Here is a 14,102-nt window from a genome sequence, read left to right as displayed (position 1 = left end):
GGAGGTATATGGAAGAGAAAAAAATATTTGTCACAAAGGCTACATTGCCTCCTAAGGAGGAGTTCATTCAATATGTAGATAAAATATGGGACAGTGCATGGCTTACAAATATGGGTGATGTCCACAACCGGCTTGAGAAGAGACTTAGCGAGTTTATGGACGGAGTGGAGGTTGTGCTTACAGTGAACGGGCATCTGGCGCTTGAACTTGCGTTGCAGTCTCTTAAGATAGACGGTGAAGTCATTACAACGCCTTTTACCTTTGCTTCCACTACACATGCCATAGTAAGGAACGGTCTTAAGCCTGTATTTTGTGATATAAAAGAAGACAATTTCACAATGGACCCTGAGAAGATTGAAAAGCTGATAACAAAAGATACAAAGGCAATACTTCCTGTACATGTATACGGTAATGTATGTGATGTGGAGGCTATAGAAAAGATAGCAAAGAAGCATAATCTGTATGTACTATATGATGCCGCACATACCTTCGGTGAAAGATACAAGGGTAAAAGTGTTGCGGATTTTGGAGATATGAGTATATTCAGTTTTCATGCGACCAAGGTATTTAACACTATAGAGGGCGGTGCCGTTACACTTAGAGACAAAGAAAGAAGAGAGGCCCTTGATTTTTTAAAGAACTTCGGAATTGCGGACAAGGAAAACGTTCCTTATGTGGGCAGCAATGCAAAGATGAACGAGTTTGCTGCGGCTATGGGACTTTGCAATATGAACCATCTGAGCGAGTACATAGCAAAAAGAAAGAAAATATGTGAAAGATATATAGAAAGACTCTCAGATATTAAGGCCGTCAGACTCAATAAATATGGAAGCGATACCGAGTATAACTACGCTTACTTTCCGATAGTGGTGGAAGGCAGAGATAAGCTTTATGATGCACTTGCAAAGGAGAATATTTTTGCAAGAAAATATTTTTATCCTTGTACCAATGCATATGAGTGCTACAGAGGCAGATTTGATGAGAAGCTTACGCCTGTCGCACTTGATATTTCAAAGAAAGTTTTGACCTTGCCTATATATCCTGATTTGGAGCTTGACAGTGTTGACAGAATATGTGACATAATTCGGAGAAGTTTATGAAAGCTGAAAATTTGAGAATTTTAAGTGAAAACGGTTTTTCGGTTCCCAAATTTCAAGTGGTAAATCCGAATGAAGATATAGATTTTTCATACTTTGAATCGGAGCTTTTTGCCGTTCGCTCAAATGATGCACATGAGGACGGCGGAAAGTTTTCATATGCAGGGCAATTCCTGACAGTACTGAATGTGACAAAAGAGAATGTGAAAAAGGCTGTTTTGGCTGTAGCGGACAGCTACAAAATAAGATACTATGAAAAGAGCCTCGGGATAAAGAGTGAGAATAACAACGCTTCTGTAATAATACAGGAAATGGTAAAGGCAAGTTATTCGGGGGTTATATTTACCTCCAATCCTAAGGGTATTTTAAATGATATGGTAATAGTGGTCGGCAAGGGACTGGGTGAAAATGTGGTCGGCGATAAAGAGGAGACTGTTACCTATCATTGCTACAGAGAAGGAGCAAGCTATAAAGAAGGAAGCGATATTTTATTTCCGGAGCATTTTGTAAAGGAACTTGAAAAGCTCGGGAAGAGAATAGAAAAACTTTTCAATAAACCTATGGATATAGAATTTGCCATAGAGGATGAAAAGATATATATTTTGCAGGCAAGACAGATTACAAGTCTTGATTTTGACTTGCCGGTTCGTATACTTGACAACAGCAATATCGCAGAAAGCTATCCCGGAGTTTGCAAAAAGCTTACAAGAAGTTTTGCAAAAGAGGTGTATACAAAGATTTTTACAAGATTGGGAAACAGGGCACTTGGAAAGTCTGTAAAATATTATGAAGATTTGTTCCCACATATGGTATGTGATTTTAGCGGAAGGATGTACTATGAGATAAGCAGCTGGTACGATATATTGAGATTGTTGCCCTTATCAGCGGGTATAATCCCTATATGGCAGAAAATGCTGGGCGTGGAGAGCGAAAAAATTACATTTTCAAAAGAAAAGCCGAATATATATATAAAGTCAAGACTTCTTTTTTCGTTTTTGTATCTAATGGCAGTCTCACAGAGAAAGATGAGAGACCTTTCTACTTTTTTCAAAAAGGAATTCCGGTATTTTGATAAGAAAATTGAAAAAGAGGACGACCCGAAGAAGTTGTATCTTCTCTTCAAAGAGATGGAAGATATATTCTTCAGGGAGTGGGATTTGACACTTATAAATGATATGGTGTCCTTTTTGAGTACTTACTTTGCAGGTGATAAAGTAAAGAAATCCCTTTCACTTGAGAGCAAAAAGCCGGCAGAAGCGCTTAATGATTTGATTTACACATATAAAAGATTTGGAAAAGAGTCGCATAGGTACATTGAGAAGAAAAAAAGATATATAAAATATTACGGCGACAGAACTGTAGGTGAGTTAAAACTTGAGACAAGAACATTTTCCACAAATCCCGAAAGCCTTGACAAGCTTGTAGAAGAAAGGGAAAAGCTTCCTTTAAAGATAAAAAAGGGAAAGTATATATACAAAAGAAAATCTCTTGCAAGGCTTTCAACAAATAACCGTGAGATTTCAAGGCTGAACAGAAGCAGGCTTTTCGGGCTTATGAGAAAGTTGATTGATAAGATAGCGCTAAAGACTGTAGGAGATGATATTTATCACCTCTCACTTGAGCAGATAAGAGATATGATCTTTCTCGGTAAAGACTTTGGCGATAAAATAAATGAAGAAAAGAATATGCTGCTTGTCTATGAGAATATCCCTACGATAAGGAGAGTGGAGCTTTTAGGAAGTCCCGATATAGACTTTTGCAATGTACAGGCAATAGAAAAAGACGGTAATGAAAGGAAAGACTTTCTTATAGGCAGAGGAGTATCAAGCGGCAGAGTAAGCGGTGAGATTATAAAAATTACAGATATGAGAAAGGTCTCGCTAAAAGATGTAAAGGGCAAGATAATAGCCACATATTCTACCGATCCGGGGTGGTTTCTTTTGCTGGATGTGGCAAAGGGAATCTTGGCGGAGAGAGGTTCACTGCTTTCACATACCGCAATAGTGGCAAGGGAGTTAAAAAAGCCTGCCGTAGTGGGTATAAAGGGTTTGATGAATCAGGTACAAAGCGGTGATATTGTAGATATAGACGGCAACAGAGGTTATTGTAAGATAGTAAAGAGGTCTTAATGGGTGAGTATAGCATCAATATAGTAAAGAAAAATGTGGATAAGGAGCTGTTTTTAAGGCTTCCTTCAAAGATTTATGATGAAAAACATATTGTACAGAATAAAACCTTTGAAAAAGAGGTTTTGGAAAATACTAGTATACTTTGCAAAGGTGTAGAAAATTTTGCACTTATAGTAAAGAATAAAAACGATGAGCCGGTAGGACGAAGTGTGGTTTCATTATATGAGGATGATACCGCATATATCGGATTTTTTGAATGTATAAAGGATATTGAGGTATCAAAGCTTTTATTGGCTGAATGTGAAAGAATTGCAAAGGAGGCCGGTAAAAAAAGACTTTTAGGTCCGATTGATATATCTTTTTGGATCAGGTACAGATTTGCGCTTACAGATGAATTATCATATACGGGAGAACCTGCAAACAAAGCTTACTACAGTGAGTTTTGGGAAGAGAGCGGTTTTAAGTTGTCAAAAGAATATTATTCATATTTTTTTGACACTCCGGATGACAGTTTCGACAGTGAAAAGGCGAAAAACAGACGGGAATACTTTAAAGGTAAAGGTTATGTATTCATTCACCCTGATCTCCAAAACTTGGAGAAATATTTAAGGGATATATATCCGGTTTTGACAGAAGGGTATAAAAACTTTGCAGGCTTTAAAATGATAAGTGAAGAGGATTTTATAAAGCTTTATTCGCCGTTAAGTATGATACTTGACCCCGATATGGTGTTTTTGGCATATAAGGAAAATGAACTTAAAGGATTTTTGATTTGTCTTCCGGACTACGGAAATTTACTCTATAAGCCAAAGACACCTGCCGTTTTACTTAATATTATGAATATTAAGGCAAATGCAAAAAGATATGTACTTTTGTATATGGGCGTAGATGCTAAATGCCTTGGACTCGGGTCCGCGCTCTCACAGCTTGTGGTGGATATGTTAAAGGAAAAAAGTTGCTGTGCGGTATCTGCGCTGATAGATAACGGCAAGGCTACAGGCGGATATTTTAAAGAGAAGATAAAAGAAAAAAGAAAGTATGTTTTATTGGAGAAGACAATTGGAGATTGACATGAAGAATAAGACATTTTTAAAGAGTATCTACTGCGCGATAAACGGACTGATATTTGCAATAAAGACGGAAAAAAATTATAAATACTACCTTGTTATTGATATTTTATTCTTTATATTGGACTTGTTTGTATTAAAAGCGGATAAGAGTATATGGCTCGGGTATATAATCACTTCGGCAGGTGTGTATGCATTTGAATGTATAAATACGTCAATAGAACATATAGCGGATTTTATTTCAAAAGAGATTCACCCTGAAATAAAGGTGATAAAGGATATGGCGGCGGCAGGTGTGCTTTGCTTCGGTATCGCCTTTTTCCTGGTACAGATAGTTGCAGGTGTTGACTGTGGCGGAGTGAGACTATGATTGCGTCACTCTATATCAGTATGATGCCGGTGATATTCGGCGGCATCTTCAATATGCTCTTTGTAAAGATAAAAAAGCTTTCTTTTCTGAGGATTCCGATAGATTGTAAGTTGAGCCTTGGCGGTAGGCGAATATTCGGAGACAGTAAGACTATGCTCGGATTTGTAGGTATGATGCTTGGAACTTCAATATTTTCTATAATATGGGGCATTATTTTAAAGATTTCCGGCTTGGAAAGCTGTAATCTTATCTACAAATATTACGATAATACATTTATTTTTAATATGCTTACAGGTATGTTATTCGGTTTTGCATATATGATATTTGAATTGCCCAACAGCTTTATAAAGAGAAGATTTGATATTGATGCAAGTCATAGAGGAAGATTCCCGGTTAATATACTTGTATTTATCTATGACCAGACGGATTCAATGCTCGGTGTGATATCGGTACTTGCAGTACTTGGCAGGCTTACCTTGCCTGAATATATTTTGGGGATTTTTCTCGGAGCTATTACACATATAGTTGTAAATCTGGTACTGATAATGTTTGGAGTAAGAAGGTATTTATAAGATGAAGAAGCTGTTTTTAGGGGTGTATCACCCAAGTGTTATACTGACATATATCGGAGTTGTGATATCGGTATTTGGAATATTCTGTGTCAATGATTTATATCTTGCCACCATATTGTTGATGGTTGCAGGGCTTTGTGACGCCTTTGACGGAATATTTGCAAGAATGTATAAGAGGACGAATTTACAAAAAGATTTCGGTGTACAAATAGATTCACTGGCCGACCTTATCTCATTCGGAGTATTTCCGGCAAAGATATACAGAGCATTTTTTTCCGATTGTATTTATGTTTCCACCGTTTTACTAAGTTTTTATATCTTGGCTGTAATAATAAGATTGGCATATTTTAATTGCACTGCGGATGAGGACAAAGAACATTTTACAGGGCTGGCGGTTACATACTCGGCATTTTTTATATCACTCTATGTGGTACTTTGTAAGTATATAAAAGTACTTTCGGTAATACCGATAGAGTATCTGTATGTGCTGCTTATACTCGGGTTTTTGTGGAATAAGAAGATAAAAAAGCCGAATATTTATGTAAGAATAGGATTTTTAGTACTTGCAATTGTATTTATAGTATTGCTTTTATAGGTGATTATGAAGATAAAAGACAGGAAAACGGGAAAGATAATAAAAGAAGAGGAAGACTCTGCAAGTATAATCAAGTTTTTATATCACAGCTTGGTAGGCAGAGTAGTACTGAAATTTATATTTTCAAGAATTTATTTTTCAAAGCTGCTTTCAATATACTATAAGAGTAGTCTGTCAAAGAAAAAGATAAAAGATTTTGTAAAAAAATATGGTATGGATAAAGGCCTTATAAATAAAGATTTTAAAAGCTTTGACGATTTCTTCAAAAGAAAAGAAGATGTGGTTGCAGACAGTGAGGGCTTTGCGGCAACTGCAAGCGGAAAGATAAGAGTATTTAAGATAGGTGAGGATAAGGGGCTTTACCTTGGCAATAAAAAGCTTAAAATAATGATAAAGGGAAATGTTTATAACATTGACAAATTGTTGAAAGAGCCTCTGCCGGAGTGGGCAAAAGGTGGATATCTTCTAATTTACAGGCTCAGTCTTTGCGATTATCACAGGTATATTTATCCTGTAAACGGTGTCTTTGTAAGAAGAAGAAGTATCGCAGGCAGGCTTGAAAGTGTGAGAAGAGATGCGGCATATTGGAGGGCATTTGCAGAAAATAAAAGAGAAGTTGAGTACTGGCATACAGCATTCGGTGATATAATACATATGGAGATAGGGGCGATGCTTGTCGGACATATCCATAACCATAGGAAAAGAAGTTTCAAAAAAGGCGATGAAAAGGGATACTTCTCATATGGAGGTTCAAGCATTGTTGAGATTGTAGGTAAGGGTATAGAGATAGACGGTGATATTTTAAAAAACAGTGAAAGAGGTTTTGAAACGAAAATAAAAATAGGGGAGAGAATAGGCTATGGAAGTAATAAAGCGACTTAGGATTTATTTTAAAGAGATGTATCCGATAATACCCAGGCTTTGTCTTGGATATATTGTATTTCTTGAAATATACTTTATGGTGCTTTTAAACCACGGAGTAAGCGGAAGACGGCTGCTTGAGTTTAGCAAGATAGAAGGGCAGTCCGATTTTATATCATATTTTAGGCAGCATGATGTTTTAGGTATTCTTATCGGCGGTTTTACGGTTTTCAGTTTTTTACTCTGGCTAAGGATTGCGGATGATTTTAAGGATTATGAACTGGATTGCAGACTGTTTGCCACAAGGCCGCTGCCGTCGGGAAGAGTGCATAAAAAAGACTTGAGGATTTTTGCCGCTATATTGATAGGTGTAACTCTACTTATAAATATTTTGTTTATGAGAAACTTTATCTTCTGTCTGATACTCTATACCTACGGAAGTCTTATGGCGGTGTGGTTTTTCCAAAAGCATAAGATAGCCAAGTCGTTGCCTCTTGCTTTGGTAACACATAATCCTGTACAGATAATACTGAATATCTATGTTATTTCATATGCTATAATGAAGTATAAGCTGCCTGTATTTGATATTACAAACCTGATGGCTGTAATGACTTTGTACTTTCCGGCACTTATCTGGGAGATTTCAAGAAAAATCAGGGCGCCGAAGGAAGAAACGGAGTATGTGACCTATTCCAAGCTTTTCGGGTATAAGAAATGTATTGATTTTGTATTTGTATTGACTTGGCTTGATATATTTACAAATATTGTACTGGTTTGGAATCTGAATAAGATTTCGGTGGCGGCATTACTTATCAATACATTGTGTTGTTCCGTGAAGTTTATTGAGTACAAGAAAGACCCTACAAAGTATAGGATTGTAGACAAGGTGGAGAGGTACACATATATACAGGAATGTATGATGATTGCAACTATTGTAATTTATTTGATATTTGGAAAAATTTAGAAAGAGGTTATTATGAAGTACGATTTTTTGATTGTAGGAGCCGGACTTTTCGGAGCGGTATTTGCATATGAGGCAAAAAATAGAGGCAAGAGTGTATTGGTAATTGATAAAAGAGACCATATTGCGGGAAATATATATACTGAAAATGTGGACGGAATAAATGTTCATAAATACGGAGCGCATATTTTCCACACCTCAAATAAAGAAGTATGGGAGTATATAAACAATTTTGCGGAGTTTAATAATTATATCAACTCACCTGTAGCAATATATAAGGATGAGCTTTACAATCTGCCTTTCAATATGAATACCTTCAGTAAGCTTTGGAATATAAAGACTCCGAAGGAAGCAAAGGAAAAGATTGAGGAGCAAAGAAGGGCTTCAGGCATAGATAATCCTAAAAACTTGGAAGAGCAGGCTATATCTTTGGTAGGAAAAGATGTATATGAAAAGCTTATAAAGGGATATACCGAAAAGCAGTGGGGCAGAGACGCAAAGGAGCTTCCGGCATTTATTATAAAGAGACTTCCGCTGAGATTTACCTTTGATAACAACTACTTCAATGACAGATATCAGGGAATACCTATAGGCGGATATACAGGTATTGTAGAAAAGCTTCTTGACGGCATTGAGGTAAGAACAAATACGGAGTACAAAGACTTTATAAAGGAAAATCCCGATATAGCCGACAAAACGGTATATACCGGAATGATTGACGAGTTCTTTGATTACAAGCTCGGAGTACTTGAATACAGGAGAGTGTACTTTGAGGATGAGAGACTTGATACGGACAACTATCAGGGAAATGCCGTAGTAAACTACACGCAGAGGGAAGTACCTTTTACCAGAATTATAGAGCATAAGCATTTTGAGTACGGACAGCAGGACTTTACCATCATTTCAAAGGAATATCCTACAGAGTGGCAAAAGGGTGAGGAACCGTATTACCCTATCAACAATGAAAAGAACAATGCTCTCTATGAAAGCTATGTAGTGCTTTCAAAAACCCGCCCTGAGATAATCTTCGGCGGAAGACTTGGCGCCTATAAGTACTACGATATGGACAAGGTGGTGGAAGCGGCACTTGAGTGTGTGAAGAAGAATTTGTAAAATAAGTTTATATAAAAAAGTCAGGGAGTATTAAATACTCTCTGATTTTTTTGTGGGATGATAATTTCCATAAAAATCCAACCACATTGGATTTTTTACTCTATTATCAATACAGAAGCCTTGGTATAGTATATACATCAAGCAAAGAACTTACAAAGGAGGTGAATTCAGCGTGGAGGACACAAATAAGATTGGTGGAATGATAAAGCGTTTTATCAAAAACAGAAATAGAACGGAAAAACAGATTGCAGGCGAACTTGGAATAAAAAATACAACATTTTCAGCACAGCTAAGTCGCGATACTGTCAGTGCAGAGACTCTTTTTCGATTATCTGTATTACTTGATATAGATCTGAACTGGATGAAATATGCGCTCGGTTATCACGGTCAAGTGGGGTTTCTTGAAAGAGAGCAGATACCCAGAATGCAGGAAGAGTTTAGAGAAAATGAGCGAAAATTTGTTTTACACAGGATGGATGATTTGATAAATGCGAATCCGGGTAGCACAGCGGATGTAAGAAGAGAGCTTCTTAAGGAATTTCATTGTAATATGTTTTACCTTTTGGATGTACTCGTTCCGGATGAATTTGAACTTTTTTTGGTAGTAGAGAGAGGTGTGACAAAATACTATGTTGATACCAAAGAGATGCTGACAAAAGGGATGTTATCTTGTACAAATATGCGGCGTAAACCGATTGCATGTTTGAAGGACGGGAATAATGCATTGAATATTGTTATTGAAGATAGAAAGGATGAGATATGTATATAATATTTTGTAACATTGCGTATTTGAGATACTATGACGGTCGTATTGCAGGAGAGATGAATCCGACAACAGGAGGAAGATGGGTTCAGGAAAATGAAGATGCGCATGAAAAGTGGAATTTCTTAAATATGGACGGAAAGTGCTACGGCTTTGTCAAAGATATAGGCGAGGAGTTTCATATAGAAAAATTTGACGAGAAGTATAGACATTTTGATGAAGCAAACAATGTTTTAGTAATTTGGTGTGCCGCACATCAGGAAAGAGGTACTGTAATTGTCGGATGGTATGAGAATGCAATCGCAAACAGATTTTTAAAAGAAATGCGCTGTACACCTGCAAGCGGTATCGACAGATATTACTGGTTTGAATGCAGTGCGGAGGATGCGTACCTTTTACCTGAAGATGAGAGAACTTTTACTATAGGAAGTGCGGCAAAAGACGGAGTAGGAAAGGGATTCGGACAGTCAAACATATGGTTTGGGGAATCTGCATATGCCAAAGAAAATGTTATTCCGAATGTATTGGAATTTATCAATTCACATAAAGAAGATAGAATCAACACGTTAACAAAGGAATTCCTTGATACCGGAGATAAAACACCTCTGACAAAAGAGGAAGAGGAATATGCAAACGAATTAACAGATGACCAAAATCTTGAATATCTGCCTTTCGGATACAGAATATATGCAAACAATCCGACTGCCGATAACGCATATGCTGTCGCTGTAGCATTAAATAACTGTTATCAGTACTCTATGGCAATACCTTGGTTTGAAAAGACTGTTGAACTGGATCCCGATGATATCTATGCAAGAGGAAAATTGGCATACATATATCAGCAACTTGAGATGTATGATAAATCTACGGAAACAGTCAAAGATTTGCTTGATAGAATACCGGATGAAGAAGCCGACTTAAGAGACGAGTTATATTGTATATTAGCTGATAATTACTACTTTGACGGTAAGGTTGAAGAATCAATCATATGGCTTGAGAGAGTTTTACAAGAGAGTAAGAATGAAGATTTGATCTCTTATACAACGGATACGCTCAAGAAGTGGAAAAAACATTTATAATAATAAAAAAGGCCACCTATTAAAGTCTTAGACTTTCAGGTGGTCTTATAATATTTATTTAATTTGCTCTCGGTCCTACACTTGCCTGTGTAGAAACTGTAGAGGTTTCCTGTGCGGTGGTGCTTTCTGTAGCTACAGGGGTCATAGCACCTGAAGCGTCAATTTTGTATTCCGTGCCGTTTACATTTACTGTAGTGTTTACAAGCATCCTGCCGTTTTCATCAAGGTAGTATGAAACATTATTTACATTTATCATACCCTTTGACATGGCACCTGAGCCGCTTAGGTAGTACCAGGTGTTGTTGTCATTTATCCAACCTGTCTTCATAGCGCCGCTTGGTGACAGGAAGTATCTGTTGTTGCCTGAGTCGATCCAGCCGGTTTTCATCCTGCCTGAGTCATCCATGTAATACCATGTGCCGCCGTCATTAACCCAACCTGTTCTCATAGAACCTGAACCGTCAATGTAGTACCAACCGTTATCCTGCTTTAACCAACCGGTTTGCATAGCACCGGAATCAGTCATAAAGTACTTGTTTCTGCCGTCATTTATCCAGCCTGTCTGCATCTTGCCTGTGTTATCCATATAGTACCAGCTGCCGCGGTCATTAACCCAACCTGTCTGCATCTTGCCGTTATTGTCCATATAGTACCAAGTACCGCTTTCATTCAGCCAACCCTTAGACATGGCACCGGTTGGAGACAGAAAATATCTTGAATTTCCGATATCTGTCCAGCCTGTAAGCATTTTACCGGTATTGTCAAGGTAATATCTTTGATTTCCGGTATCAACCCAACCTGTCTGCATTTTACCCGACTTGTCCATAAAGTACCAGATATTACCGTCACTTACCCATCCTGTTGCCATAGCGCCTGAAGGGTTTAAGAAGTAGGTATCTTTGCCGTCTACCAGCCAACCGGTCTGCATCTTACCGTCCTTGTCGGAGTAGTATCTCTTATTGCCGTCGGCATACCAGCCTGTCTGCATCTTTCCGTCACTGTTGTCAAGATAGTACCAGGAGTTGTTCTCATTGTACCAGCCTCTCTTTGCGGCACCGCTGTTTTGCGGATCAAGGTAGTAGGTTGCATTGTTTTCGGTATACCAACCTGTCTTTGCTACACCGTCTGAGTCCATGTAGTATGAGTTCTTATTGTCATGAACCCATGCATTCTTTACCATGTTATAGTCTTTGAAATAATATCTTTTGCCTGCGATGGTTCTCCATGTGGTTGAAGGAATCTTATCACTGAAAGACTTATACTGGAAGTCGATATCGACATTTCCGTTTATTCCGTTGACTTTACCTGTACTGGTAGCCTGCCACATAACAGGGTTCGGATATGAATGTTTTACATTGTATCTGGCAACCCATATATCGTATTTTTTGAGTGCGTTCATATCAAGCTTGTTTGCAATCCAGTAGTCATTGGCGTATACGATAGGGTAGTAGCCTGCGGCTTCAACCTTGTCGCAGAATTTTTTGATAATTGCGGTGAGCTGATCCTTAGGCAGTTTACCCTGAGTATTGGCGTCTTCCACATCAAATGCCACAGGATAAGATATAGGATAGTCTTTTATAATATCCAGTACAAAGTCCGCCTCGGCTTCAGCCTGCTCGACGCTCATCGCATATGAGTAGATATATACACCGAGTTTAATGCCTCTTTTATTTGCTTCAGATAAATTCTTTCTTATAACAGGGTCTATCTGTCCCTTATATCTGGTTCCGTGTAATATGAATTGTACATCATCTGCCGCAACCTTGTCCCAGTCTACATTGCCCTGATAATGTGAAAGGTCAATACCTCTTGCCACTACACCTGAAAGTGAAGAGCCGTCAAGCATTTGATAGACTCCGGGGCTTTGCATGGTCCACTCGTTTGCCGCAAATGCGGTCATAGGAGTGAGTAATGACATAGCAAGTGAAATTGATATGGCAGCTTTTGAAAATTTATTTAAATGCATGATTTACCTCTATTTAGGTCCTGATGTTTCGCCGGGCTTTAATCCGACTTCATCTTTGCTTGCAGAACCGTTACCTTTTTTTGTTTCATCTGCCGGAGATTTCGGCTTAGCCTCTCCCAAAGGGCTGCTTGACTTAGAGCTTTCAGAGTTTGACTTTGTCTCGCCTGTAGGTGCGGCAGGTACGGTAGGCTCTGTGGCTGAAGTAGAGGTATTTTTGCTCTCGCCTGACTTTGTCTCGGCAGGTTTTGCTTCGTTCGTTTTACTTTCACCCGGTTTGCTCTCGGCAGGTTTGGACTCACCTGACTTGGTCTCACCCGGTTTTGATTCAGCCGACTTAGTGTCACCCGGAGCGGGTACTACACCGGGCTGACCTGAAGAAGCGCTCTTTGACTGATTTTCCGAAGAGGACTTTGTGCCGTTGGTGGCTTCAGCCTTAAGTATTCCCGGTATAGCATTAGTGACACTGCTAGGAGTGCCACTGAGATTTGTACATACACCATGTGTATCAAAGGTATATTCTTTTCCTTCTATAGTTATGGTTTTACCGGCAACTATCTTTCCTTCTTCATCGAAGTAATAGTATTTGTCATTTGACTTCAGCCAACCCTTAACCATATGTCCCTGTTCATTGAAGAAGTAAGTTGTACCTGCTATCTTCTTGAAACCGAAGCTCATCTTGCCGTGGTTATCGCCGGCAGCCTCTTCCATATAGTACTTGTGGGTACCGTCATTGACCCAACCGGTCTTCATGGAGCCGTCAGGATTGAAGTAATAGAAAATACCGTCAATCTGATTCCATGAGGTACACATTTTTGCGGCGCTTGAGAAGTAATATGTCTTGTCACCTACTTTAGTCCAGCCGAATGCGGCTCTTCCGTCAGGTTTAAAATAGTACCATGATCCGTCCATCTGTCTCCAGCCTGTGGCCATAGCACCTGATCCTCTTAAGTAATAGTAGTTTGAATCGCTCTTAAGCCATGATCCCTGTACAAGGTTACCACTGCTGAGTGTATAATACCATTCATTTCCTACTTTAAACCAACCTGTAGCCATTATTCCGTTTGATTTGAAATAATACCACTTTGAATCAATATTTTTCCAACCTGTAGTCATGATACCAGTGGACAAATCCATATAGTAGTAGCCTTCTGAAGACTGTAGCCAGCCTTTGTGCAGTTGATTATTATCATCAACATAGGTCCAGGTACCATTGTTTGATTTCCAACGGTTATTAGATGCGTACACGGCAGAAACGGCGGAGAGTGAAAGCAGTCCGCTAATTGCGCCTGTAACCAACATCTTTTTTATAGTTTGCTTCATATTTCCTCCTTATATTGTTATGGATGAGATCAAACTATAAGAGCTTACCGAAATCAGCTCTCTTACATTTGAACTTATACCCGTCATTACTTTTATTATAACATCTTCCCTAACAATAGAACAGTATATATATTATAACAAATGTTTACGATTTACAGAACACCGATTTATATTCTTTTAGAAATAAAAGTTGCTGTAATAAGCTACAT

The 14,102-nt window shown here is 38.4% G+C and carries 13 protein-coding genes; 11 read left to right on the top strand and 2 right to left on the bottom strand.

All coding sequences use genetic code 11. The features are described 5' to 3' along the window. The first annotated feature begins 8 nt into the window (after nucleotides 1–8). The 11 genes from EHW90_RS10550 (at nucleotide 9) to EHW90_RS10500 (ending at nucleotide 10,607) form a co-directional block, all read left to right on the top strand. Entirely contained in the window at nucleotides 9–1,100 is a 1,092-nt protein-coding gene (locus tag EHW90_RS10550) for a DegT/DnrJ/EryC1/StrS family aminotransferase (RefSeq protein WP_124952735.1), read from the top strand. Then, a complete protein-coding gene (locus tag EHW90_RS10545; protein ID WP_124952734.1) occupies nucleotides 1,097–3,226 on the top strand; it encodes a PEP/pyruvate-binding domain-containing protein in 2,130 nt (709 codons plus the stop codon). The genes EHW90_RS10550 and EHW90_RS10545 overlap by 4 nt, the downstream gene beginning before the upstream one ends. Further along, complete coding sequence (locus EHW90_RS10540; protein ID WP_124952733.1) at nucleotides 3,226–4,296, top strand: hypothetical protein; 1,071 nt, start codon at nucleotides 3,226–3,228, stop codon at nucleotides 4,294–4,296. Before EHW90_RS10545 ends, EHW90_RS10540 begins: the two co-directional genes overlap by 1 nt. Before the next feature lies 1 nt (nucleotide 4,297). Next, on the top strand, nucleotides 4,298–4,663 hold the full coding sequence (locus EHW90_RS10535) for a diacylglycerol kinase (protein ID WP_124952732.1): 366 nt from the start codon (nucleotides 4,298–4,300) through the stop codon (nucleotides 4,661–4,663). Then, on the top strand, nucleotides 4,660–5,235 hold the full coding sequence (locus EHW90_RS10530; RefSeq protein ID WP_124952731.1) for a CDP-archaeol synthase: 576 nt from the start codon (nucleotides 4,660–4,662) through the stop codon (nucleotides 5,233–5,235). The genes EHW90_RS10535 and EHW90_RS10530 overlap by 4 nt, the downstream gene beginning before the upstream one ends. A gap of 1 nt (nucleotide 5,236) precedes the next feature. After that, entirely contained in the window at nucleotides 5,237–5,830 is a 594-nt protein-coding gene (locus EHW90_RS10525; protein WP_124952730.1) for a CDP-alcohol phosphatidyltransferase family protein, read from the top strand. A 6-nt stretch (nucleotides 5,831–5,836) separates the two neighbouring features. Continuing rightward, nucleotides 5,837–6,712 (top strand): phosphatidylserine decarboxylase, encoded by an 876-nt coding sequence (locus EHW90_RS10520; protein ID WP_124952729.1) that lies wholly within the window; start codon nucleotides 5,837–5,839, stop codon nucleotides 6,710–6,712. Further along, the gene (locus tag EHW90_RS10515) at nucleotides 6,690–7,655 is read left to right on the top strand and encodes a UbiA prenyltransferase family protein (protein WP_124952728.1); all 966 of its coding nucleotides are present in this window, start codon (nucleotides 6,690–6,692) and stop codon (nucleotides 7,653–7,655) included. The genes EHW90_RS10520 and EHW90_RS10515 overlap by 23 nt, the downstream gene beginning before the upstream one ends. 12 nt (nucleotides 7,656–7,667) lie before the next feature. Further along, nucleotides 7,668–8,765 carry a UDP-galactopyranose mutase gene (glf, locus tag EHW90_RS10510; RefSeq protein ID WP_124952727.1) on the top strand — a complete coding sequence of 366 codons (1,098 nt, stop codon included), beginning with the start codon at nucleotides 7,668–7,670 and terminating at the stop codon, nucleotides 8,763–8,765. Nucleotides 8,766–8,937: 172 nt separating this feature from the next. Next, on the top strand, nucleotides 8,938–9,534 hold the full coding sequence (locus EHW90_RS10505) for a helix-turn-helix domain-containing protein (protein ID WP_124952726.1): 597 nt from the start codon (nucleotides 8,938–8,940) through the stop codon (nucleotides 9,532–9,534). Then, on the top strand, nucleotides 9,525–10,607 hold the full coding sequence (locus EHW90_RS10500) for a tetratricopeptide repeat protein (RefSeq protein WP_124952725.1): 1,083 nt from the start codon (nucleotides 9,525–9,527) through the stop codon (nucleotides 10,605–10,607). The genes EHW90_RS10505 and EHW90_RS10500 overlap by 10 nt, the downstream gene beginning before the upstream one ends. 58 nt (nucleotides 10,608–10,665) lie before the next feature. Here the strand turns inward: EHW90_RS10500 and EHW90_RS10495 are convergent, their stop codons facing one another. Together EHW90_RS10495 and EHW90_RS10490 are read right to left on the bottom strand one after the other, a co-directional pair. Further along, nucleotides 10,666–12,573 carry a GH25 family lysozyme gene (locus EHW90_RS10495; RefSeq protein WP_124952724.1) on the bottom strand — a complete coding sequence of 636 codons (1,908 nt, stop codon included), beginning with the start codon at nucleotides 12,571–12,573 and terminating at the stop codon, nucleotides 10,666–10,668. A 9-nt stretch (nucleotides 12,574–12,582) separates the two neighbouring features. Next, nucleotides 12,583–13,893 (bottom strand): cell wall-binding protein, encoded by a 1,311-nt coding sequence (locus tag EHW90_RS10490; RefSeq protein WP_124952723.1) that lies wholly within the window; start codon nucleotides 13,891–13,893, stop codon nucleotides 12,583–12,585. Between the last annotated feature and the right edge of the window lie 209 nt (nucleotides 13,894–14,102).

Origin of the sequence: Lachnoanaerobaculum orale (genome assembly GCF_003862485.1) — a bacterium.
Classification (GTDB): domain Bacteria; phylum Bacillota; class Clostridia; order Lachnospirales; family Lachnospiraceae; genus Lachnoanaerobaculum; species Lachnoanaerobaculum orale.
Note: the sequence above shows the minus strand (reverse complement) of the source record. Positions and strands in the feature narration are given on the sequence as shown.